Here is a 21,529-nt window from a genome sequence, read left to right as displayed (position 1 = left end):
TCAACCCTCCTTCGCGGGTGTTGGAGCAGATTGACCACTGTCTTTCAACGCCTTGGTCACTTCCGGCGGCATGTATTTCTCGTCGTGCTTGGCCAGCACTTCATCGGCGACCACCACGCCATCGGCGTTGAGCTTGCCGAGGGCGACGATGCCCTGCCCTTCGCGGAACAGGTCCGGGAGGATGCCGCGATAGCTGATGGTCACGGATTTGTTGAAGTCGGTGACGATGAACTTCACGTCCAGCGAGTCGCCCGAACGTTGCAGCGAACCTTTCTCGACCATGCCACCCGCACGAATCCGCGTGTCTTGCGGCGCTTCGCCGTTAGCGATCTGGGTCGGGGTGTAAAACAGATTGATGTTCTGCTGCAGGGCACTCAGGGCCAGGCCAACGGCAGCGCCGACACCGACCAGGATCGCGAGAATGATGATAAGACGCTTTTTGCGCAGCGGATTCACTTGCCGTTCTCCCGGCGCAGACGACGCGCCTCTTGTTGCAGATACCGCTTGCGGGCCAGGACCGGCGCCGCCACGTTAAGAACCAGGACCGCCAGGCAAATGCCATAGGCTGACCAGACATACAGGGCATGGTGGCCCATGGCGAGAAAGTCGCCGAATGAAGCAAAACTCATCGAGCGGCCTCCAGACTGTTCTGCACTTCTGCCTTGACCCAACTGGCGCGGGCTTCACGCTTGAGAACTTCAAGGCGCATGCGCAGCAGCAATACCGCGCCGAAGAAACAGTAGAAACCCAGCACCGTCAGCAGCAGCGGCAGCCACATCTCGGCCGGCATCGCCGGTTTTTCGGTGAGGGTGAAGGTCGCGCCTTGGTGCAGGGTGTTCCACCACTCCACCGAGTACTTGATGATCGGGATGTTGATCACGCCGACAATCGCCAGCACCGCGCAGGCCTTGGCCGCGCTGTCACGATTGCTGATGGCGTTGCCCAGCGCAATAAGACCGAAGTACAGAAAAAGCAGGATCAGCATGGACGTCAGTCGTGCATCCCAGACCCACCACGAGCCCCAGGTCGGTTTGCCCCAGATCGCCCCGGTGACCAGCGCTACGGCGGTCATCCACGCACCGATCGGCGCGGCGCATTGCAGGGCGACGTCAGCCAGTTTCATTTTCCACACCAGCCCGACGATGCCGCACACCGCCAGCATCACGTAGATGGACTGGGCAAGCATCGCCGCCGGAACGTGGATGTAGATGATGCGAAAGCTGTTGCCTTGCTGGTAATCGGGCGGTGCGAAGGCCAGGCCCCAGACGACGCCGACACCGATCAGCAGCAACGCGGCGATGCTCAGCCACGGCAGCATTTTGCCGCTGATGCCGTAGAACCATTTGGGTGAGCCGAGCTTATGAAACCAGGTCCAGTTCATTGCAGTTTCCATCACGGTTGCTGCCCGTTGTCACGGAGCAGTCAAAGGGTCTGTCTTTTTTATTAAAAAGTGATCAAAAATTGATCAGACCTCATTATTATTCGCCGACGCTGATCTTCAGGCCAGCAGCTATTGCAAAAGGTGTCAGGGTTATCGCCAGGGCGGTCAGGCTACCAAGCCACAAGAGATAACCGGTCGCCGGCATGCCCTGCAAGGCGGCCTGCAAGGCGCCACTGCCGAGAATCAACACCGGGATGTACAGCGGCAGAATCAGCAGCGCCAGCAACAGGCCACCCCGCTTCAATCCCACCGTCAGGGCTGCGCCCACCGCACCGAGCAGGCTCAGCACCGGTGTACCCAGCAATAGGGAAAGCAGCAACACCGGCAGACAGGCGGTTGGCAAACCGAGCATCAAGGCCAGCAGTGGAGCGAGCAAAACCAGTGCCAGCCCAGAGAAGGCCCAGTGTGCCAGCACCTTGGCCAAAACCAGAAGAGGCAGGGGGTGCGGCGAAAGGACCCACTGCTCAAGGGAACCGTCTTCGAAATCACTGCGGAAAAGCCCGTCCAGCGAGAGCAGGACCGATAAAAGGGCCGCAACCCAGACCAGGCCCGGAGACAAGGTTTGCAACAATTGAGACTCGGGACCGACCGCCAACGGGAACAGGGAAACCACGATCGCGAAGAACACCAGCGGATTGGCCAGTTCCGCCGGACGGCGAAACAATAAACGGGCCTCACGGGCGACCAACAGGCCGAAAACACTCATACGGCCCAGTTCCCCAGATTAATGTCGCGATAGCGCTCGGGCATCCGGGCCAGCGTGTGGTGGGTGGTCAGCACGACCATGCCACCGCGCTCGCAGTGGGCGGCCAGGTGTTCTTCGAGTTGCGCCACGCCTTGTTTGTCGAGCGCGGTGAACGGCTCGTCGAGAATCCACAGCGGCGGGCTATCCAGGTACAAGCGCGCCAACGCCACCCGCCGTTGTTGGCCGGCGGACAGGGTGTGACAGGGAACATCTTCGAAACCACGCAGTCCGACAGCGGCGAGCGCATCACGGATGGCTGCATGGCTGGCAGGTTGATGCAAGGCACAGAGCCAGCTGAGGTTTTCTTCCGGCGTCAGCAAATCCTTGATGCCGGCGGCATGGCCGATCCACAGCAGGTTGCGCGCCAGTTCGTCGCGTTGTTCGTTGAGTGGCTGGCCATTGAGCAGGACTTGACCGGCGGTGGGCTGCATCAACCCTGAGAGTAACCGCAGAAGGCTGGTCTTGCCGCTGCCGTTGGGACCGCTAATTTGCAACATTTCGCCACTGGCCAGTCTCAATTCGAGATTTTCGAAGAGCAGCCGGAGGTCTCGCTCACAGGCGAGGGCAACGGTTTGCAGGACAGGACTGGTCAAGAGATCACGGGCCTTTACGGTTCAAGTCAGCGGCGGAACGGCCGCTAAAGTGTTGCAGCATAGATGCATTGGCGGCCTGTTCTAGAGAGCTGCGTCAAACAATTGCAATGTTTTTGCCACTCTCCGAAAGACGGGCGGCATTATACATGCCATGCCCTACTCTAAAGAGGGCAATTTCCTCAGGTTGTGACCGCGTATGACAGGCGAAATGAACATCCTTCCGCTCCCCCAGCCCACCCCCGCGACTTCGCGGCCGTTGGTGGTGAGTGGCGATTTGCTGACACTGCTGAAACCGATGGAGGGCCTGATCACCGCTGGGCAATCCGCCAGGGCCGAAGTGCTGTCGCTCAAGCAGGCGGATCAGACTTTTCAGCTACTGCTCAAGGTCACCCTCGACAGCGGCCGCCAGACCACGGTCCAGGCCACCAGCAACCAACCCTTGCCGCAAGGCACGAGCCTGGCGATCACCCAGCCATCGGCGGCTAACCTGGCGGTCACCGTGCAACACGCGATTGCCTCCAGCGTGGCCACCCTCACCCGCATCGACACCGCACAACTGCCGGTTGGCACACTCCTGCAAGGCAAGGTGCAGACCTCGCAAGTGATGCCGCAAGTGCCGGGGCAACCGACGGTGTTTCGTTCGTTGGTGAGTTTGCTCAATACCTCGCTGAGCGGCAGCACGCTGAGCATCGACAGCCCGACACCGTTGCGCATCGGCACCTTGCTGAGCGCGCTGGTGCAAGACACCCAGACGTTGAAATTTGTCCCGCTGAGCAACCGCCAGGAACAACTGGCAGTCACCCAGCAACTGGTCAGCCAGCAAAGCCGTCAGGGCTCGCTGGACGGACTGCTCAAACTCCTGCAAAACCTGCCGGCCCCAACCTCGAACCAGACCTCCATCGACTTGCGCGTCGCCGTGGACAAGCTGCTCGCCGGCCTGCCGGACGTTCAGCAACTGAGCACGCCAAAAGGACTGGCCCAGGCGCTAGCCAACAGTGGCCTGTTCCTTGAGGCGAAATTGCTGACCGGGCAGAATCCGACGCTGGCGCCGGACATGAAAGGCGACCTGCTCAAGGTGATCGCGCAACTGACGCAGCAGTTGCCTGCGAACACCAATCTGAACGCGATCATTGCGGCAAATACGCTGGTTCAGGCCATGCCGAGCTTCGTGCGCAGCGCGCTCGGCATGCTCGGCCAGGTCAGCGCCAAACCGTTGCCAACCAGCTTTCCGTTGCCTGAGCGATTCTTGCAGAGCCTTGAGGGCGAAGGCGATCTGGAGCACTTGCTGCGCCTGGCCGCAGCGGCGGTTTCGCGCTTGCAGAGCCATCAACTGTCGAGCCTGGAACAGACCGGCGTCACCGACGATGGACGGTTGATGAGCACCTGGCAGCTGGAAATCCCGATGCGCAATATGCAGGACATCGTGCCGCTGCAGGTCAAGTTCCAGCGCGAGGAAGCGCCCGAGAAAGAACAGCCCAATGAACGCCGTGACGAGCGTGAACCCAAGCAACAATTGTGGCGCGTCGATCTGGCCTTCGACATGGAGCCGCTAGGCCCGATGCAGATTCAGGCGCAGTTGATCCAGGGCAGCCTGTCGAGCCAGTTGTGGGCCGAACGGCCGTACACCGCCAGCCTGATCGAGAGCAACCTCGCCGGCCTGCGCGATCGCTTGTTGGCGTCGGGGCTGAATGTCGGTGATCTGGATTGCCATCTCGGCACTCCGCCGCAAGGCGCGCAAACCAAACTGGAACAACGCTGGGTCGACGAAACCGCATGAGAAATCCCGAAACGCCGCGCCAGGCCATCGCCCTCAAATACGACGGCACTCACGCCCCGACCCTGACAGCCAAGGGCGACGAAGCACTGGCGGAAGAAATCCTCAGGATTGCCCGCGATTATGAAGTGCCAATCTACGAGAACGCCGAGCTGGTGAAACTACTCGCGAGGATGGAGTTGGGGGACAGTATTCCGGAGGAGTTGTACCGCACGATCGCCGAGATCATTGCGTTTGCCTGGAACCTGAAAGGCAAGTTCCCTGAAGGGCATGACCCGGATGCGCCGATGATCGAGAAGGACATCACCGAGCGTGGGGATGATTACTGAGGATTCGAAGACGCCATCGCCGGCAAGCCGGCTCCTACAAGGGTTGGCGGCGTATGAAAAAACCGCGAACACCGCACAACCTGTAGGAGCCGGCTTGCCGGCGAAGCGGCCTTGAATCTTGCGGCGCCCTTTCGGACGCCATCGCCAGCAAGCCGGCTCCTACAAGATCGATTTCAGTTCTTGTGCAACTTGCTCATCAACTCCGCCTCAGCCTGGGTCAACCCGCAGGACTGAGTCAGTTCATCGACGCTCGCGCCCATCCCGACCAGGCGTGCCGCCTGGGCAAACGACAGGCTCGACGGGTCGCGTTGTTCAAGCTGAGCGAGCTTGTCCGGCAACGGCCCAACCACCGCGCGCAGTTCGTGCAGGTCTTCACCCATGCGCACGATGCCGTTCTGGTAGTTGTCGAAGCGCTTGCCCAGGTCCTTGATGCGCTGATCGCGCAGCGCATCACCTTCAGCCTGTTGCGCGGCGATCAGCCGTTGACCGCGAATGTACGCCAGAAACATCGCCAGCGTGCCTGCCCAGAAGAGGAACAGGACAATGACCGCAACCTCGAGAATCAATCAGATACTCTCCAGTTCCGACCATTCTTCTTCGCTCATCATCTTGTCCAGCTCGACCAGGATCAGCAGTTCGTTGTTCTTGTTGCACACGCCTTGGATGAACTTGGCGGACTCTTCGTTACCCACGTTCGGTGCGGTTTCGATTTCCGACTGACGCAGGTAAACCACTTCGGCCACGCTGTCGACCATGATCCCGACAACCTGCTTGTCAGCTTCGATGATGACGATCCGGGTGTTGTCGCTGATCTCGGCGTTCATCAGGCCGAAGCGCTGACGGGTGTCGATCACGGTGACCACGTTACCGCGCAGGTTGATGATGCCCAACACGTAGCTCGGGGCACCCGGGACCGGGGCGATTTCGGTGTAGCGCAGGACTTCCTGAACGCGCATCACGTTGATGCCGTAGGTTTCATTGTCCAGCTTGAAGGTTACCCATTGCAGGATCGGATCTTCGGAACCTTTTGCAGACGACGCCTTATCATTCATACCCTGACCCCTCGAAAAACCGCCCTAGCGGTGTGTGTTCGGTGCGATGGCAAGTCACTTTGCCCCGCGTGTTTTTATGTTGGTTTGTGGACCGGCTTCAGGCCGCTCATGTGCTTCGCCCCACCGCTGGCAATCAACTCGGCCAGTGCGGAAACATCGAGCAATGCACACATGTGTTCAATCACTGTGCCGGCCAGCCATGGCCGTTGACCACGGTGGCTGCGCCACTTGATTTCGTTCGGGTCCAGGCGCAACGAGCGGCTGACCTGATGCACCGCCAGCCCCCACTCGTAGCCCTGAACCGAAATGACGTATTGCAGCCCCTGACGGAAGTCATCGCGATAGCGATCGGGCATGACCCAACGGGCGGTATCGAGCACCTTCAGGTTGCCGGCCTGGCTCGGCAGGATCCCGAGGAACCATTCCGGCTGACCGAACAACGCGGTCAGTTCCTGGCCCGCCAGCGAATAAATCGAACCCAGGCACACCAGCGGCACAGCCAGGGTCAACCCGGCAACGTCGAACAACAGGCATTCGAACGGCTCGGCGGCCCACGCAGGGCGGCCGTCGGTTTCCACCGGTGGCGGTGTGTTGCTCGGTGGCAGATGAACTTCGACGATCGGTGGCACCAAGGCTTGCAGCAGTGGGGCGATGGTCGAGACGGACGCCAGCACCGGCTCCGGCGCATCGACCAGCGCTACCGGGACTTTCACCACTGCCGGCGACGCTACTGGCTCGGCGACCGGCGCGGTAACAGCGGCCGGTCTCTCGGCCGGCTTCTGTGCATCGCGAGCCTGCTCTTCAAGCACGGCCGCCTGGAATTCGTCCAGCGCGGCTTCGGTCTCGACCACCTCGGGAACCGCTTCGATTTCCGGCGGCAACTCTTCGGTGGCGTCCATCAGCAAGCTGTCCAGATAAGACTGGAGTGCAAGCTGAGGGCGGGAAGTGATTTTTACCGGGCGATTCATCTCACGCCACCTGCGCTACGGATTGCTGCGCGAGCAGATGCTTGAGCAGTGCGCGATAGGCCAACACGCCGCGGCTCTTGCCGTCGAATTGCGAAGGCGTGACGCCGGCACGGCTGGCATCGCGCAAACGCGTGTCGACCGGGATGTAGCCTTGCCAGATTTCTTCAGGATATTTGTCGCGCAACACCCGCAAGGTGCCGAGGGAAGCTTGCGTGCGCCGGTCAAAGAGGGTCGGCACGATGTTGAATGCCAGCGGCTGCTTGCGTGAGCGGTTGATCATCGCCAGGGTGTTGACCATGCGTTCCAGGCCCTTGACCGCCAGGTGCTCGGTTTGCACCGGTATCACCAATTGCTGACTGGCCGCCAAGGCATTGACCATCAGCACGCCAAGCAACGGCGGGCTGTCGATCACGGCGTAATCGAAGTCCTGCCACAGTTGCGCCAGGCTCTTCGCGATCACCAGGCCCAAACCGCTTTGCCCCGGCGACTGACGCTCAAGGGTGGCCAGCGCGGTGCTCGACGGCAACAGGGAAATACTGGCGTGACTGGTGGGCAGCAACAGTTGGCCGGGCAAGCCTTGCGGCACGCCGCCCTTGTGCAGGAACAGGTCGTAGCTGCTGTGTTCCAGGCTGTCGGGATCGTAACCGAAGTAGCTGGTCATCGAGCCGTGGGGGTCGAGATCGACCACGACCACGCGCTTGCCCGCCTCGGCCAGTAACCCGGCTAAAGCGATGGAGGAAGTGGTTTTACCGACACCACCCTTTTGATTGGCGACTGCCCAGACTCTCATTCGGATTGTTCCACCCAGGTCGGGTCGACCGGGAAATAGCTCAACGTGTTAATGCGGGTGACGGAGAATTGACGGCGCTCTCTCGTCCCGGCGACTTGACCGGTGCAGGTGCAGTTTGTGTGCCAGCACGCTTCAACGCCGCATCCGGTTGCGCATGAGCGGTTCCGGTACCGGTGAGGCTGCGACGGACATCGAGATTACGAGATACCACCAGCACCACACGCCGGTTGCGCGCCCGGCCCTCTACCGTGGCGTTATTGGCCACCGGCTGGAATTCGCCATACCCCACCGACGCCAGGCGACCGGGGTTTACCCCCTGCATCGCGAGCATGCGCACAATGCTCGACGAACGGGCCGAGGACAGCTCCCAGTTGGTCGGGTATTGCGCAGTGCGGATCGGTTGATCGTCGGTGAAGCCTTCGACGTGGATCGGGTTGTCGAACGGTTTCAGAATGCCCGCGACCTTGTCGATGATGTTGAACGCCATGTCGCTGGGCATGGCATCGCCACTGCCGAACAACAGGCTGGAGTTGAGTTCGATCTCGACCCACAGCTCGTTGCCGCGCACGGTCATCTGGTTGGAGCTGATCAGGTCGCCGAACGCGGCGCTGATGTCGTCGGCGATGCTTTTCAGCGGATCGCTGGCCCCGGCGATACCGGCATCGACCTGTTCGCTGTCCTTGACCAACGGCTTGGCCGGGGTCACGGTTTGCGGACGTTCTTCGCCGATGGGAATCGGCTTGAGTGAGCGATCCGCATCGGTGAACACGCCGATCAACGCCTGGGAAATGACTTTGTACTTGCCTTCGTTGATCGAAGAGATCGAGTACATCACCACGAAAAAGGCGAACAGCAAGGTAATGAAGTCGGCGTAGGAAACGAGCCAGCGTTCGTGGTTTACGTGTTCTTCATGCTGCCGGCGACGTGCCATAGTCCATTACTCCCATCAATCCATGAAGCCCTGAAGCTTCAACTCAATAGAGCGAGGGTTTTCACCTTCGGCGATCGACAGAATGCCTTCCAGCAACATTTCGCGATAACGGGACTGGCGCAATGCAACGGACTTGAGTTTCGCAGCGATCGGCAACAACACCAGGTTGGCACTGGCCACGCCGTAGATGGTGGCGACGAAGGCCACGGCAATGCCGCTGCCCAGTTGCGACGGATCGGCCAGGTTGCCCATGACATGGATCAGGCCCATCACCGCACCGATGATGCCGATGGTCGGCGCGTAGCCGCCCATGCTTTCGAACACTTTGGCGGCCTCGATATCGCGGCTTTCCTGAGTGAAGAAATCCACTTCGAGGATGCTGCGGATCGCTTCCGGTTCGGCGCCGTCCACCAGCAATTGCAGGCCTTTGCGCGAGTAGCTGTCAGGTTCGGCATCGGCCACCCCTTCCAGACCGAGCAGACCTTCCTTGCGCGCGGTCAGGCTCCAGTTCACCACGCGGTCGATGCCGCCGGCGAGGTCCACGCGCGGCGGGAACAGGATCCAGCCGAGAATCTGCATGGCGCGCTTGAAGGCGCTCATGGGCGACTGCAACAGCGCCGCGCCGATGGTGCCGCCGAGAACGATCAAGGCGGCCGGACCGTTGGCCAGCGCACCGAGGTGGCCGCCTTCAAGGTAGTTGCCGCCGATGATGGCGACGAACGCCATGATGATGCCGATAAGGCTGAGTACGTCCATCAGATACACGCCTCGACCAGGTGTTTGCCAATATCGTCGAGGCCATACACGGCATCGGCGAGTTCCGCTTTGACGATTGCCATCGGCATGCCGTAGATCACGCAGCTGGCTTCATCCTGGGCCCAGATCGAACTGCCGCCCTGCTTGAGCAGGCGCGCGCCTTCACGACCGTCGGCGCCCATGCCGGTCAGTACGACCGCCAGAACTTTGTCACCATAGGACTTGGCCGCCGAACCGAAGGTAATGTCCACGCACGGCTTGTAGTTCAAACGCTCGTCGCCCGGCAGGATTTTCACCGCGCCACGGCCATCGATCATCATTTGCTTGCCACCCGGTGCGAGCAGCGCCAGGCCCGGACGCAGGATGTCGCCATCCTCGGCTTCCTTGACGGTGATGCGGCACAGCTTGTCCAGACGTTCGGCGAACGCCTTGGTAAAGGCGGCCGGCATGTGCTGGATCAACACGATCGGCGCCGGGAAACTGGCCGGCAGTTGAGTCAATACGCGCTGCAGGGCAACCGGGCCGCCCGTGGACGTACCGATGGCAACCAGCTTGTAGGCTTTGCGTTTCGGCGCCGGCGAGGACGGTGCGTGTGCGACGTGCGCAGGTGCGCGGGCCGGAATCGGTGCCGGACGTGCAGGCGCGCTGCTGCCATAACTGCCAACGCTGGAAGGCGCGGGTGTCGGGGCTGGCGCAGCGACAGGTGCCGGCGCGCTGTAGGCGCTGACGCGACGGTTACTGCGCGAGATACTGAGAATCTTCTCGCACAGCAGTTGCTTGACCTTCTCGGGATTGCGCGAGATGTCTTCGAAATTCTTCGGCAGGAAATCCACCGCGCCGGCGTCCAGCGCATCCAGGGTGACCCGGGCGCCTTCGTGCGTCAGCGAGGAGAACATCAACACCGGGGTCGGGCAGCGCTGCATGATGTGCCGCACAGCCGTGATGCCGTCCATCATTGGCATCTCGTAGTCCATGGTGATCACGTCCGGCTTGAGGGCCAGTGCCTGATCGATCGCCTCTTTGCCGTTGGTCGCCGTGCCGACGACCTGGATATTCGAATCCGCTGAAAGAATTTCCGAGACGCGGCGGCGGAAAAACCCCGAATCGTCCACCACCAGGACTTTGACTGCCATAAACACTCCGTTAGGCGGGGGCGAGGCACAGTCGCCCCGCTCCCTCCAGAATCAAATACGCCGTGCGGCGTAACGCTTGAGCATGCTCGGAACATCGAGAATCAGCGCAATGCGGCCGTCACCGGTAATGGTGGCGCCCGACATGCCCGGGGTTCCCTGGAGCATTTTGCCCAATGGCTTGATGACCACTTCTTCCTGGCCCACCAGCTGATCGACGACGAAGCCGATCCGCTGGGTGCCCACCGAAAGGATCACCACATGGCCTTCGCGCTGCTCTTCGTGAGCGGCGGAGCTGACCAGCCAGCGCTTGAGGTAGAACAGCGGCAGCGCCTTGTCCCGCACGATCACCACTTCCTGGCCGTCCACCACGTTGGTGCGCGACAGGTCGAGGTGGAAGATCTCGTTGACGTTCACCAGCGGGAACGCGAACGCCTGGTTGCCGAGCATGACCATCAGCGTCGGCATGATCGCCAGGGTCAACGGGACCTTGATGACGATCTTCGAGCCTTTGCCCTTGGTCGAGTAGATGTTGATGGTGCCGTTGAGCTGGGCGATCTTGGTTTTCACCACGTCCATGCCCACGCCACGACCCGACACGTCGGAGATCTCGGTCTTGGTCGAGAAGCCCGGCGCGAAAATCAGGTTGAAGCAGTCGGATTCGCTGAGGCGGTCCGCCGCATCCTTGTCCATCAGGCCTTTCTTGACCGCGATGCCGCGCAGGACATCAGCGTCCATGCCCTTGCCGTCATCGGAGATGGACAGCAGGATGTGGTCGCCTTCCTGTTCGGCGGACAGAATCACTTTACCGCTGCGTGGCTTGCCCATCGCTTCACGGTCAGCCGGCTCTTCGATACCGTGGTCGACCGAGTTGCGCACCAAGTGGACCAGCGGGTCGGCCAGGGCCTCGACGAGGTTCTTGTCGAGGTCGGTTTCTTCGCCGACCAGCTCCAGGTTGATCTCTTTCTTGAGCTGGCGAGCCAGGTCGCGAACCAGGCGCGGGAAGCGCCCGAAGACTTTCTTGATCGGTTGCATCCGGGTCTTCATGACCGCGGTCTGCAGGTCCGCCGTGACCACGTCGAGGTTCGACACGGCTTTGGACATGGCTTCATCGGCGCTGTTGGCACCCAGGCGAACCAGACGGTTACGCACCAGAACCAGCTCGCCCACCATGTTCATGATTTCGTCGAGACGCGCGGTATCGACCCGCACGGTGGTCTCGGCTTCGCTGGCCGGTTTTTCCGGAGGCGGCGCGGCCGGTGCACGGGCCGGAGCCGGTGCAGCAGCGGCAGCCGGTTTCGGCGTTTCGGCTTTTGGCTCTGGCGCTTTCGCGACAGGTGCCGAAGCCTTGGCGACTGGCGTGGCCACCGAAGAGGCGGCGGAGCCGGTGCCAACTTCCGTGAACTTGCCTTTGCCGTGCAATTCGTCGAGCAGCGATTCGAATTCGTGATCGGAGATCAGATCACTGCCCGCCGCCGCTGCGGTTGGCGCCGCCGCAGGAACCGAAGCAATGGCCGATTCCAGCGCGTCGACGGCGAAGTTGCCTTTGCCGTGCAGCTGATCAAGCAGTGCTTCGAATTCGTCGTCAGTAATGTCGGAGCTGTCGCCCGCCGCTTTCGGTGCAGACGGGGCGGCCGGTGCAGCAGGCGCTGCCACTGCATCGACGGCGAACTGGCCTTTGCCGTGCAGCTGGTCGAGCAACGACTCGAACTCGGCATCGGTGATTTCGTCGCTGGCCGCGCCATCGGCGGGCGCAACTGGAGCAGCCGCCGGCGCCTCGGCCTGAGCCTTGACGGCGTTCAGCGAGTCCAGCAGTTGTTCAAATTCGTTATCGGTGATGTCACCCGATTCGGCTTCGGCAGCCGGGGCTTCCACCACTTCAGCCACAGGCGCGGCTTCGTCGGCGGATTGCGGCTCGGCCAGACGGGCCAGGGCTGCGAGCAATTCAGGAGTGGCAGCCGTGATCGGGCTGCGTTCGCGGACTTCGCTGAACATGCTGTTCACCGCGTCCAGCGCTTCGAGAACCACGTCCATCAGTTCCGAGTCGACGCGACGCTCACCCTTGCGCAGGATGTCGAACACGTTCTCGGCGATGTGACAGCACTCCACCAGCTCGTTGAGCTGGAGGAAGCCGGCGCCCCCTTTTACAGTGTGAAAACCGCGAAAAATTGCATTGAGCAAGTCCGCATCATCCGGTCGGCTTTCAAGCTCGACCAGCTGTTCGGACAGTTGCTCTAGAATCTCGCCGGCCTCAACCAGGAAATCCTGAAGGATCTCTTCATCGGCGCCGAAGCTCATTAAGGGTGTGCTCCTACAGGTCTAAAAACCTAAAATACCTAAAATTCTAAAACCCTAGGCTGGATAGCAAATCGTCCACATCGTCCTGACCGGACACAACGTCTTCTCTTTTATCGGCATGAATCTGCGGACCTTCACCCTGAGAGAGATGTTTTTGCGGATCTTTTTCTGCAAGCATCGCTGCACGGTCATGTTCGATGCCCGCGAAGCGGTCCACCTGACTGGCCATGAGTACGAGCTTGAGCAAGTTGCTTTCAACTTCGGTGACCAGTTGGGTCACACGCTTGATCACCTGGCCGGTGAGGTCCTGGTAATCCTGGGCAAGCAGGATGTCGTTGAGGTTGCTCGACACCGCGCGACCGTCTTCGGCGCTGCGCGACAGGAAGCCGTCGACTCGCCGGGCCAGCTCGCGGAATTCTTCAGCCCCGACTTCGCGACGCATGAACCGTCCCCAGTCCGTGCTCAATGCCTGGGCTTCATCACTCAGGCGACTGACCAGCGGCGTGGCGCTTTCCACCAGATCCATGGTGCGGTTTGCCGCGGCCTCGGTCAGCTTGACCACATACCCCAGACGCTCGGTGGCGTCGGTGATCTGGGACACTTCCTCGGCTTGCGGCATGTTCGGGTCAATCTGGAAATTGACGATCGCGCTATGCAGCTCACGGGTGAGCTTGCCCACTTCCTGATACAGGCCGCGGTCACGGGTCTGGTTGAGCTCATGGATCAGTTGCACAGCGTCGCCGAACTTGCCTTTTTCAAGGCTCTCAACCAGTTCGACCGCGTGTTTTTTCAGGGTCGATTCAAAATCGCCCTGTGAAGATTCTTTGTGGTCCATAGCTCCCCCGTGGCGCAGTTTCTCAACCGATGCGTTCGAAAATCTTCTCGATTTTTTCTTTCAACGCCTGGGCCGTGAAGGGTTTGACCACGTAGCCATTTACACCGGCCTGGGCCGCTTCGATGATCTGCTCGCGCTTGGCTTCAGCAGTCACCATCAGCACCGGCAGATGCTTGAGCTTTTCATCGGCGCGCACGTGGCGCAGCAGATCGATACCGGTCATGCCAGGCATGTTCCAGTCCGTTACCAGAAAGTCGATGCTCCCGCTGTTGAGAACCGGAATGGCAGTAGTGCCATCGTCGGCCTCGACCGTGTTGGTGAACCCAAGGTCACGCAACAGGTTTTTTATGATCCGCCGCATCGTTGAGAAGTCATCAACGATGAGGATTTTCATGTTCTTGTCCAATTCGACCTCCAAGCAGTCTTAAACGCGCCCAGCACCTGGACGCGCCATTTCAATCAATCCGGCAAAGCACTCGATGACTGTCTGGAGCACAACAGATCGAGACCGGCGCAGTTCAACACCACACCAGCCACGTTCGCAGTGTCCCCACACTGCCTTCAGCGCGCTCGCCACTCCCCCAAACGCCCCCGCAAACGGGCCGCGCACTGGCTGTGTAACTGGCTGACCCGAGATTCGCTGACCCCCAGGACTTCACCGATTTCCTTGAGGTTCAACTCTTCGTCGTAGTACAGCGCCAACACCAGTCGCTCACGCTCCGGCAAATTGGCAATCGCGTCCGCCAGCGCCGCCTGGAAGCGTTCATCTTCCAGATCGCGTGACGGCTCGAGATGAGCACTCGCGCCATCCTCGTGCAGCCCTTCGTGTTCGCCGTCCTGCAACAGATCGTCGAAACTGAATAACCGGCTGCCCAGGGTGTCGTTCAAAATCCCGTAGTAATCGTCGAGACTCAATTGGAGTTCGGCCGCAACCTCGTGATCTTTAGCGTCACGACCGGTTTTAGCTTCAATCGAGCGAATTGCGTCGCTGACCATGCGGGTATTGCGGTGGACCGAACGAGGCGCCCAGTCCCCCTTGCGCACTTCATCGAGCATGGCGCCGCGGATTCGTATGCCCGCGTAAGTTTCGAAACTGGCGCCTTTGCTGGCGTCATATTTGGTCGACACTTCAAGCAGGCCGATCATCCCGGCCTGGATCAAGTCTTCAACCTGGACACTGGCCGGCAGACGCGCCAGCAAGTGGTAGGCAATGCGTTTGACCAGCGGCGCGTAACGCTCGATGAGCTCGTACTGCGCGTCACGTGCCGACTTCTTGTAGAGGTTGTAACCGCTGGCTGTCATAGCACGGGTCCTGCCGTTTGTTGCACGAGGCGCTCGACGAAAAACTCCAGGTGCCCACGCGGATTGGCGGGCAGCGGCCAGGTATCGACCTTTTGTGCGATGGCCTTGAAGGCCAGGGAGCACTTGGAACGCGGGAAAGCTTCATAGACCGCGCGCTGCTTCTGAACCGCCTTGCGCACGCTTTCGTCGTACGGCACCGCGCCGACGTATTGTAGGGCGACGTCGAGGAAGCGATCCGTGACCTTGGTCAACTTGGCGAACAGGTTGCGACCTTCCTGCGGGCTCTGGGCCATGTTGGCCAGGACGCGGAAGCGGTTCATGCCGTAGTCGCGGTTCAGCAGCTTGATCAGTGCATAGGCGTCGGTGATCGAGGTCGGCTCGTCGCAGACCACCAGCAGGACTTCCTGCGCGGCGCGAACAAAACTGACTACCGAGTCACCAATACCTGCAGCTGTATCGATCACCAGCACGTCAAGGTTGTCGCCGATATCGCTGAATGCCTGGATCAGGCCCGCGTGTTGCGCCGGGCTCAAGTGCACCATGCTCTGGGTGCCGGACGCAGCGGGGACGATGCGAATGCCGCCGGGGCCCTGCAACAGAACGTCGCGCAGCTCACAGCGACCTTCGATCACGTCGGCCAGGGTGCGTTTGGGTGTGAGTCCTAGCAGGACGTCTACGTTCGCCAGGCCCAGATCGGCGTCCAGCAACATGACGCGCCGGCCGAGTTCAGCTAGAGCCAGGGACAAGTTCACTGACACGTTAGTCTTCCCGACGCCACCTTTGCCGCCGGTCACCGCGATCACCTGTACGGGATGCATGCTGCCCATGTTATTTCTTTACCTTGTCTTGCATAGACGGAGGCCACATTACTGGCTGCGCGTTCACAAACGGAACAATGCATGGCAGACCATCGATGTAGGTACAAAAATTATTCATTAGTACCTCAGCCAACCTGCTTGGTCGGGCTGTGGTAAATATCAGCGAACATGTCAGCCATGGCTTCTTCGCTGGGTTCTTCCTGCATTTGCACGCTGACGGCGCGGCTGACCAATTGGTGGCGACGCGGCAGATGCAAATCATCCGGGATCCGCGGGCCGTCGGTCAGGTAAGCCACCGGCAATTCATGACTGATCGCCAGGCTCAACACCTCACCAAGACTTGCCGTTTCATCCAGTTTAGTCAGGATGCAGCCAGCCAGCCCGCAGCGCTTGTAACTGTGATAAGCGGCTGTTAGAACCTGTTTTTGGCTGGTGGTTGCCAGAACCAGGTAATTTTTTGAGCGGATGCCACGACCGGCCAGGCTTTCGAGCTGCATGCGCAGCGCCGGATCGCTGGCCTGAAGGCCAGCAGTATCGATCAGCACCACGCGTTTGCGCAGCAATGGATCCAGCGCCTGCACCAGGGACTGGCCCGGATCGACGTGGGTCACCGACACATTGAGGATGCGGCCGAGGGTCTTGAGCTGTTCCTGGGCCCCGATGCGGTAGCTGTCCATGCTCACCAGCGCGATGTTCTGCGAGCCATACTTGAGCACGTAACGCGCCGCGAGCTTGGCCAGGGTGGTGGTCTTGCCCATGCCGGCAGGACCGACCATGGCAATCACACCGCCCTCTTCCAGTGGCTCGATTTCAGGCGTGACGATCATGCGCGCCAGGTGCGCCAGCAACATGCGCCAGGCCTGACGAGGTTCTTCAATACCGGGAATCAGCTCCAGCAGGTCGCGGGACAACGGACCGGACAAACCGATGCGTTGCAGGCGACGCCAGAGATTGGCCTGGGCCGGACGGCTGCCTTGCAGCTGATTCCAGGCCAGGGAGCCGAGTTGCACTTCCATCAGTTCGCGCAGGCTGTTGAGCTCGAAACGCATCGAGTCGAACGCCCGCGGATCGACACCCGTGGCAGCTGGCGCAGGCGCTGGCGCGGCACGACGAGGCTCGGCATAAGTCGGCTCGATCAGAGGCTCGGCAGCAGTCAACGGCAGGCCGGCAAACAGCTGGCGATTGGTGCTCTTGTCGCTCTCGCCTTCGCTGCGCAGGCTCAGTTCGGCCTGGGCGGTGACGATCCGCGACTGGGTCTTGCGCAGCTCATCCTCGAGTTCCATGTTCGGAACACGTGGGGCCAGCGCCGACAATTTGTAATCAAGGGCAGCCGTCAGCTCGACACCACCGGCGATCCGGCGATTGCCAATGATGGCCGCATCAGCGCCCAGCTCATCACGAACCAGTTTCATGGCCTGACGCATATCGGCGGCGAAAAAACGCTTAACTTGCATAAACCACTACCTCAGCCGTTGGGCCCTACTGTCGCAACGATGGTCACTTGCTTGTTGTCAGGGATTTCCTGGTAAGCCAACACATGCAAACCCGGGACTGCCAGTCGGCCAAATCGCGACAACATGGCGCGAACCGGACCGGCCACCAGCAGAATCACCGGTTGACCTTGCATTTCCTGACGCTGCGCCGCGTCGATCAACGAGCGTTGCAGTTTTTCAGCCATGCTTGGCTCCAGCAGAACGCCCTCTTCCGAGCCTTGTCCTGCCTTCTGCAGACTATTGAGCAATATCTGTTCCAACCTTGGCTCCAAGGTGATAACTGGCAGCTCCGAGTCAGTGCCTACAATGCTTTGGACGATTGCGCGAGAGACGCCGACGCGCACCGCAGCCACCAGCGCGGCAGTATCTTGACTCTTGGCGGCATTGTTCGCGATCGCCTCGGCGATGCTGCGGATGTCGCGGACGGGCACTTGCTCGGCCAGCAACGCCTGCAGAACCTTGAGCAGTTGCGACAGCGACACCACGCCCGGCACCAGCTCTTCAGCCAGTTTTGGCGAGCTTTTGGCCAGCAATTGCATGAGTTGCTGCACTTCTTCGTGGCCGATCAGCTCACTGGAATGCTTGTACAGAATCTGGTTCAAGTGGGTAGCCACTACTGTACTGGCATCGACCACGGTGTAACCAAGGGATTGTGCCTGGGCACGCTGGCTGATTTCGATCCAGACCGCCTCCAGGCCGAAAGCCGGATCTTTGGCGGTGATGCCGTTGAGCGAACCATAAACCTGGCCGGGGTTGATCGCCAGCTCGCGGTCCGGGTAAATCTCCGCTTCCGCCAGGATCACGCCCATGAGGGTCAGGCGATAAGCGCTCGGCGCGAGGTCCAGGTTGTCACGGATATGCACAGTCGGCATCAGGAACCCCAGATCCTGGGAGAGCTTCTTGCGCACGCCCTTGATCCGCGCCAGCAGCTGGCCACCCTGATTGCGGTCCACCAGCGGAATCAGGCGATAGCCCACTTCCAGGCCAATCATGTCGATCGGAGTGACGTCATCCCAGCCCAGCTCTTTGGTTTCCTGGGCGCGGGCTGGCGATGGCAGCAGCTCCTGCTGACGCTTGACCTCTTGCAAGGCCTGAACCTTGACGATGTTTTGCTTTTTCCAGAACAGGTAAGCGGCACCGGCCGCGACGGCTGCCATGCTCAGGAAGGAAAAGTGTGGCATGCCGGGCACCAGGCCCATGACCGCCATCAAACCTGCGGCAACGGCCAACGCCTTGGGCGAGGCGAACATCTGGCGATTGATCTGTTTGCCCATGTCTTCCGAACCGGAAGCACGGGTCACCATGATCGCCGCAGCTGTCGATAACAACAGTGATGGCAATTGCGCCACCAAACCGTCACCGATGGTCAGCAAGGCGTAAACCCGACCGGCATCGCCGAAGGTCATGCCGTGCTGGAAGATACCGACCGCCATGCCGCCGATCAGGTTGATGAACAGAATGAGCAGGCCGGCGATGGCATCGCCGCGCACGAATTTGCTGGCACCGTCCATGGAACCGTAGAACTCGGCTTCCTGGGCCACTTCCATCCGGCGCAGTTTTGCCTGGTTCTGATCGATCAGGCCGGCGTTCAAATCGGCGTCGATCGCCATTTGTTTGCCGGGCATCGCGTCGAGGGTGAAGCGCGCGCTGACCTCGGAAATCCGCCCGGCGCCCTTGGTCACCACGACGAAGTTGATGATCATCAAAATGGCGAAGACCACGATACCGACCACGTAGTTACCGCCGATCACCACCTCACCGAAGGCCTGGATCACCTTACCGGCAGCGGCGTGGCCGTCCTGACCGTGGAGCATAACGACGCGCGTGGAAGCCACGTTCAGCGCCAGCCGCAGCAACGTTGCCACCAGCAGAATCGTCGGGAACACCGCGAAATCCAGTGGCCGCAAGGCGTAGACGCAGACCAGCAGCACGACAATCGACAGCGCAATGTTGAACGTGAAGAACACGTCCAGCAGGAACGGCGGCACTGGCAACATCATCATGGCCAGCATGATCAGCAGCAGCAACGGCACACCCAGATTGCCCCGACTCAGGTCGGCAACGTTGGTGCGGGCACTGTTGATAAACTGAGAGCGATCCACCGGTTTTCCCCGTTCCTTAAAGCAAACTTTTGACGCCCAAAGCAGGCGCAAGGCGGCTACTGCAAGAAGCCTTCCAACTTTTGCCGGGCTTTGTAACAGAGGGGTTTATCAGGGGATTTGTGCTGTTTGAGCTGACGCCTTCGCGAGCAGGCTCGCTCCCACATTCGACGGCATCCCTCTGCCAAAACGCGGTCACGTGTGGGAGCGAGCCTGCTCGCGATGAGGCCCGCACGACCCACACAACAATCAGGAATCGCGCCGCAGATCCGGCGGAATCGGCAAATCATCCTTGAGCGGCTCGGGACGCTTGCCCTTGCCGGCACGGTGCTGGCGAATCTGGTAGACGTAGGCCAGCACCTGGGCGACAGCGAGGTACAGCCCGCCCGGAATTTCCTGCTCCAGCTCGGTGGAGTAGTAGATCGAACGCGCCAGCGCCGGCGACTCCAGCAACAGCACTTCATTGGCCACGGCGATCTCACGGATCTTCAGGGCCAGGAAGTCGCTGCCCTTGGCAACCAGCATCGGCGCCCCGCCCTTGTCCGGATCGTATTTGAGCGCGACGGCGTAGTGAGTCGGGTTGGTAATCACCACGTCAGCCTCGGGAATCGCCGCCATCATCCGCCGCTGGGACATCTCGCGCTGCAGCTGGCGAATCCGCTGCTTGACCTCCGGCCGCCCCTCCTGATCCTTGTGCTCGTCGCGCACTTCCTGCTTGGTCATCAGCAGTTTCTTGTGACTCTGGTAAAGCTGCACCGGCACGTCCACCGCGGCAATCAGGATCAGCCCGCACGCCATCCACAACGTGCTCCAGCCTGCCAATTGCACGCTATGGATAATCGCCCGCTCCAACGGCTCATGGGCGATGCGCAACAGGTCATCGATGTCCGAACGCAGCACGGACAAGGCGACGAACAGAATCAACAGGAATTTGGCCAGCGCCTTGAGCAGTTCGATCAAGGCCGTACTGGAAAACATCCGCTTAAGGCCCGCCGCCGGGTTCATCCGACTGAACTTCGGCGCCATGGTCTTGGCCGAAAACAACCAGCCACCCAAGGAAATCGGCCCCAGGAATGCCGCCAGCAACAGCGTCAGCAAAATCGGTTGCGACGCAAGAATCGCGATCTTGCCCGAATGCAGCAGGTAATGCCCCATCTGTCCCGGGTCAAGCAACACTTCCCGGGGCAGGGAGAAGTTGAGGCGCATGATTTCCAGCAGATCCTGGGCCAGCCCACCGCCATAGATCAGCAGGCCGCCGGCACCCGCCAGCATGGTTGCCAGGGTGTTGAGCTCTTTGGATCGGGCAATCTCGCCCTTTTCCCTGGAGTCCTTTTTTCGTTTCTCCGTGGGGTCTTCTGTTTTGTCCTGGCCACTCTCGCTCTCGGCCATGGCTAACGCGCCTGCGCCATATCACGTAGCAGCTGCAAGGCCTCGGTGGCCAACGGCTGATACTGATTGAGAATGTCGCCGAGACTGACCCAGAAAATCACCAGGCCCAGCACCAGGGTCAACGGAAAACCGATGGAGAAAATGTTCAGCTGGGGCGCCGCACGCGTCATTACCCCGAAGGCAATGTTGACCACCAGCAACGCAGTGATCGCTGGCATGACCAACAGCATCGCCGCGCCCAGCACCCAACCCATCTTGTTGGCTATGTCCCAGAAATGATTGACCAGCATCGCACTGCCGACCGGCAACGTGGTAAAGCTCTCCGTCAGCACCTCGAACACCACCAGGTGCCCGTTCATGCCGAGGAACAGCAGCGTCACCAGCATGGTCAGGAACTGCCCGATCACCGCCGCCGACACCCCGTTGGTGGGGTCGACCATGGAAGCGAAGCCCATGCCCATCTGGATCGAAATGATCTGGCCGGCAACGACAAACGCCTGAAAAAACAGCTGAAGGGAAAGCCCCATCAAGGCGCCAATGATGATCTGCTCGGCGATCAGCAGCAGCGCGCTCAGGTCCAGCGCCTGGACCGGCGGCATCGGCGGCAGGCCGGGCACGACCACCACCGTGATGGCCAGGGCGAAATACAAACGGATGCGCGACGGCACCAGGGTCGTGCCGAAGATCGGCATGGTCATCAGCACCGCGCCGATACGGAACAGCGGCAATATGAACGAGGCGACCCAGGTACTGATCTGGGTGTCGGTCAGCTGCAGCAGCGACATG

General features: G+C 60.7%; 23 protein-coding genes. 2 read left to right on the top strand and 21 right to left on the bottom strand.

The window, feature by feature from the left end:
• The 5 genes from ccmE to ccmA all read right to left on the bottom strand — a co-directional run bounded on the left by ccmE (position 1) and on the right by ccmA (position 2,779).
• Entirely contained in the window at positions 1–456 is a 456-nt protein-coding gene (gene ccmE, locus ACF6ZU_RS20665) for a cytochrome c maturation protein CcmE (protein WP_008026817.1), read from the bottom strand.
• The gene (ccmD, locus tag ACF6ZU_RS20660; protein WP_392886510.1) at positions 453–629 is read right to left on the bottom strand and encodes a heme exporter protein CcmD; all 177 of its coding nucleotides are present in this window, start codon (positions 627–629) and stop codon (positions 453–455) included. The genes ccmE and ccmD overlap by 4 nt, the downstream gene beginning before the upstream one ends.
• Entirely contained in the window at positions 626–1,381 is a 756-nt protein-coding gene (locus ACF6ZU_RS20655; RefSeq protein ID WP_392886507.1) for a heme ABC transporter permease, read from the bottom strand. The genes ccmD and ACF6ZU_RS20655 overlap by 4 nt, the downstream gene beginning before the upstream one ends.
• A 97-nt stretch (positions 1,382–1,478) precedes the next feature.
• Positions 1,479–2,147: a heme exporter protein CcmB gene (gene ccmB / locus ACF6ZU_RS20650; protein WP_084320586.1), complete on the bottom strand. Its 669-nt coding sequence runs from the start codon at positions 2,145–2,147 to the stop codon at positions 1,479–1,481.
• Complete coding sequence (gene ccmA, locus ACF6ZU_RS20645) at positions 2,144–2,779, bottom strand: cytochrome c biogenesis heme-transporting ATPase CcmA (RefSeq protein ID WP_392886505.1); 636 nt, start codon at positions 2,777–2,779, stop codon at positions 2,144–2,146. Before ccmA ends, ccmB begins: the two co-directional genes overlap by 4 nt.
• Before the next feature lie 196 nt (positions 2,780–2,975).
• Here ccmA and ACF6ZU_RS20640 point away from each other — a divergent pair, with 196 nt between their 5' ends.
• Positions 2,976–4,556, top strand: coding sequence for a flagellar hook-length control protein FliK (locus tag ACF6ZU_RS20640; protein ID WP_392886503.1), 1,581 nt, complete (start codon positions 2,976–2,978; stop codon positions 4,554–4,556).
• Positions 4,553–4,882, top strand: a complete 330-nt coding sequence (locus ACF6ZU_RS20635; protein ID WP_392886501.1) for an EscU/YscU/HrcU family type III secretion system export apparatus switch protein — start codon at positions 4,553–4,555, stop codon at positions 4,880–4,882. The genes ACF6ZU_RS20640 and ACF6ZU_RS20635 overlap by 4 nt, the downstream gene beginning before the upstream one ends.
• 173 nt (positions 4,883–5,055) lie before the next feature.
• Here ACF6ZU_RS20635 and ACF6ZU_RS20630 read toward each other — a convergent pair whose 3' ends face one another.
• The 16 genes from ACF6ZU_RS20630 to fliR form a co-directional block, all read right to left on the bottom strand.
• A complete protein-coding gene (locus ACF6ZU_RS20630; RefSeq protein WP_392886499.1) occupies positions 5,056–5,448 on the bottom strand; it encodes a DUF2802 domain-containing protein in 393 nt (130 codons plus the stop codon).
• Positions 5,449–5,934, bottom strand: coding sequence for a chemotaxis protein CheW (locus tag ACF6ZU_RS20625; protein WP_008024622.1), 486 nt, complete (start codon positions 5,932–5,934; stop codon positions 5,449–5,451).
• A gap of 74 nt (positions 5,935–6,008) precedes the next feature.
• Positions 6,009–6,902, bottom strand: a complete 894-nt coding sequence (locus ACF6ZU_RS20620; RefSeq protein ID WP_392886498.1) for a chemotaxis protein CheW — start codon at positions 6,900–6,902, stop codon at positions 6,009–6,011.
• Between the two features lies 1 nt (position 6,903).
• Complete coding sequence (locus tag ACF6ZU_RS20615; RefSeq protein ID WP_392886496.1) at positions 6,904–7,692, bottom strand: ParA family protein; 789 nt, start codon at positions 7,690–7,692, stop codon at positions 6,904–6,906.
• Positions 7,693–7,732: 40 nt separating this feature from the next.
• Positions 7,733–8,623, bottom strand: a complete 891-nt coding sequence (gene motD / locus ACF6ZU_RS20610) for a flagellar motor protein MotD (protein WP_392886494.1) — start codon at positions 8,621–8,623, stop codon at positions 7,733–7,735.
• A gap of 15 nt (positions 8,624–8,638) precedes the next feature.
• Positions 8,639–9,379, bottom strand: a complete 741-nt coding sequence (locus ACF6ZU_RS20605; RefSeq protein ID WP_392886492.1) for a flagellar motor protein — start codon at positions 9,377–9,379, stop codon at positions 8,639–8,641.
• Entirely contained in the window at positions 9,379–10,512 is a 1,134-nt protein-coding gene (locus tag ACF6ZU_RS20600) for a chemotaxis response regulator protein-glutamate methylesterase (RefSeq protein ID WP_392886490.1), read from the bottom strand. The genes ACF6ZU_RS20605 and ACF6ZU_RS20600 overlap by 1 nt, the downstream gene beginning before the upstream one ends.
• 51 nt (positions 10,513–10,563) lie before the next feature.
• Positions 10,564–12,807: a chemotaxis protein CheA gene (locus ACF6ZU_RS20595; RefSeq protein WP_392886488.1), complete on the bottom strand. Its 2,244-nt coding sequence runs from the start codon at positions 12,805–12,807 to the stop codon at positions 10,564–10,566.
• Positions 12,808–12,853: 46 nt separating this feature from the next.
• Complete coding sequence (locus ACF6ZU_RS20590; RefSeq protein ID WP_392886486.1) at positions 12,854–13,642, bottom strand: protein phosphatase CheZ; 789 nt, start codon at positions 13,640–13,642, stop codon at positions 12,854–12,856.
• Positions 13,643–13,664: 22 nt separating this feature from the next.
• Positions 13,665–14,036 carry a chemotaxis response regulator CheY gene (locus tag ACF6ZU_RS20585; RefSeq protein WP_003183998.1) on the bottom strand — a complete coding sequence of 124 codons (372 nt, stop codon included), beginning with the start codon at positions 14,034–14,036 and terminating at the stop codon, positions 13,665–13,667.
• 167 nt (positions 14,037–14,203) lie between these two features.
• The gene (gene fliA, locus ACF6ZU_RS20580; RefSeq protein ID WP_007894214.1) at positions 14,204–14,944 is read right to left on the bottom strand and encodes an RNA polymerase sigma factor FliA; all 741 of its coding nucleotides are present in this window, start codon (positions 14,942–14,944) and stop codon (positions 14,204–14,206) included.
• Positions 14,941–15,771 (bottom strand): flagellar synthesis regulator FleN, encoded by an 831-nt coding sequence (gene fleN, locus ACF6ZU_RS20575; protein WP_008001746.1) that lies wholly within the window; start codon positions 15,769–15,771, stop codon positions 14,941–14,943. The genes fliA and fleN overlap by 4 nt, the downstream gene beginning before the upstream one ends.
• Before the next feature lie 116 nt (positions 15,772–15,887).
• The gene (gene flhF, locus ACF6ZU_RS20570; protein ID WP_392886479.1) at positions 15,888–17,216 is read right to left on the bottom strand and encodes a flagellar biosynthesis protein FlhF; all 1,329 of its coding nucleotides are present in this window, start codon (positions 17,214–17,216) and stop codon (positions 15,888–15,890) included.
• Between the two features lie 11 nt (positions 17,217–17,227).
• The gene (gene flhA / locus ACF6ZU_RS20565) at positions 17,228–19,357 is read right to left on the bottom strand and encodes a flagellar biosynthesis protein FlhA (protein WP_392886476.1); all 2,130 of its coding nucleotides are present in this window, start codon (positions 19,355–19,357) and stop codon (positions 17,228–17,230) included.
• Positions 19,358–19,603: 246 nt separating this feature from the next.
• Positions 19,604–20,743, bottom strand: a complete 1,140-nt coding sequence (gene flhB / locus ACF6ZU_RS20560; RefSeq protein WP_392886473.1) for a flagellar biosynthesis protein FlhB — start codon at positions 20,741–20,743, stop codon at positions 19,604–19,606.
• A gap of 2 nt (positions 20,744–20,745) precedes the next feature.
• Entirely contained in the window at positions 20,746–21,528 is a 783-nt protein-coding gene (fliR, locus tag ACF6ZU_RS20555) for a flagellar biosynthetic protein FliR (protein ID WP_392886472.1), read from the bottom strand.
• Position 21,529: the final 1 nt, after the last annotated feature.

The sequence above is a fragment of the Pseudomonas migulae genome (genome assembly GCF_043225285.1).
Classification (GTDB): domain Bacteria; phylum Pseudomonadota; class Gammaproteobacteria; order Pseudomonadales; family Pseudomonadaceae; genus Aquipseudomonas; species Aquipseudomonas migulae_C.
The sequence above is the reverse complement of the archived record's forward strand: the minus strand, read 5'-3'. Positions and strand labels throughout refer to the sequence as shown.